The following is a 653-nucleotide window of genomic DNA, read 5'->3' as shown; positions in this document are numbered from 1 at the left end:
CTCTTGTGTCGTAGTACCCAGGCGAGGGTATAATGCATACAGATCCTGATTTTCTTCCGACCAATGGCTGTCGGCCCACGCCGTCAACAATTGAGTGTTGCCGCCGATGTATTGATCCGGACTCGGAATGAACGGGCTCGTGCGTCTGGGATCAACAAAGAACGAAACGCGTGCCTGGCCCTGGAAGAAGGCTGATAAATCGAAGTTCCGATTTCCCGCGGAAAAACCAAACCCATATACCACCTGGGGTGTCGTCGGGAAACCGATGAAGGTTTGGTCGGCACCGTTGATGATCCCGTCGTTATTGAGATCGCGGTATTTAATATCGCCTCCTTTCGGCGCAATACCATTGGTGGAGAAGATCTGCGACGGTGAATTGGCGGCCTCCTTATCATCTACAAAAAGACGCTCGGCAAGGTATCCATACTCGCGGTTGATCGGTTGCCCTTTGCGGTAGCGGTAGGCCTCTTCATATTGAGGCTCTTCGTAGTCCACATACGTGTTTTGGGCATACGTGAGGTTGGCGCGGGCGCTCAGGAATCCGTTGCCGGCAAAGCTTTTCTTGTAATCGAGCGACAAGTCCAGGCCCCGTGAACGGGCGGTGCCGATGTTGGCACTGGGCCATGCGGCGTCCAATACTTCCAGGCCCATGG

Annotated in this window: 1 pseudogene; it reads right to left on the bottom strand. The window is 54.4% G+C overall.

The annotated features are described in order from the left end of the window. Nucleotides 1-653, bottom strand: a pseudogene (locus KK062_RS29885) (SusC/RagA family TonB-linked outer membrane protein); the annotation flags it as partial.

This window comes from Dawidia cretensis (genome assembly GCF_018598175.1).
Lineage (GTDB): Bacteria > Bacteroidota > Bacteroidia > Cytophagales > Cyclobacteriaceae > Ohtaekwangia > Ohtaekwangia cretensis.
The sequence above is the reverse complement of the archived record's forward strand: the minus strand, read 5'-3'. Positions and strand labels throughout refer to the sequence as shown.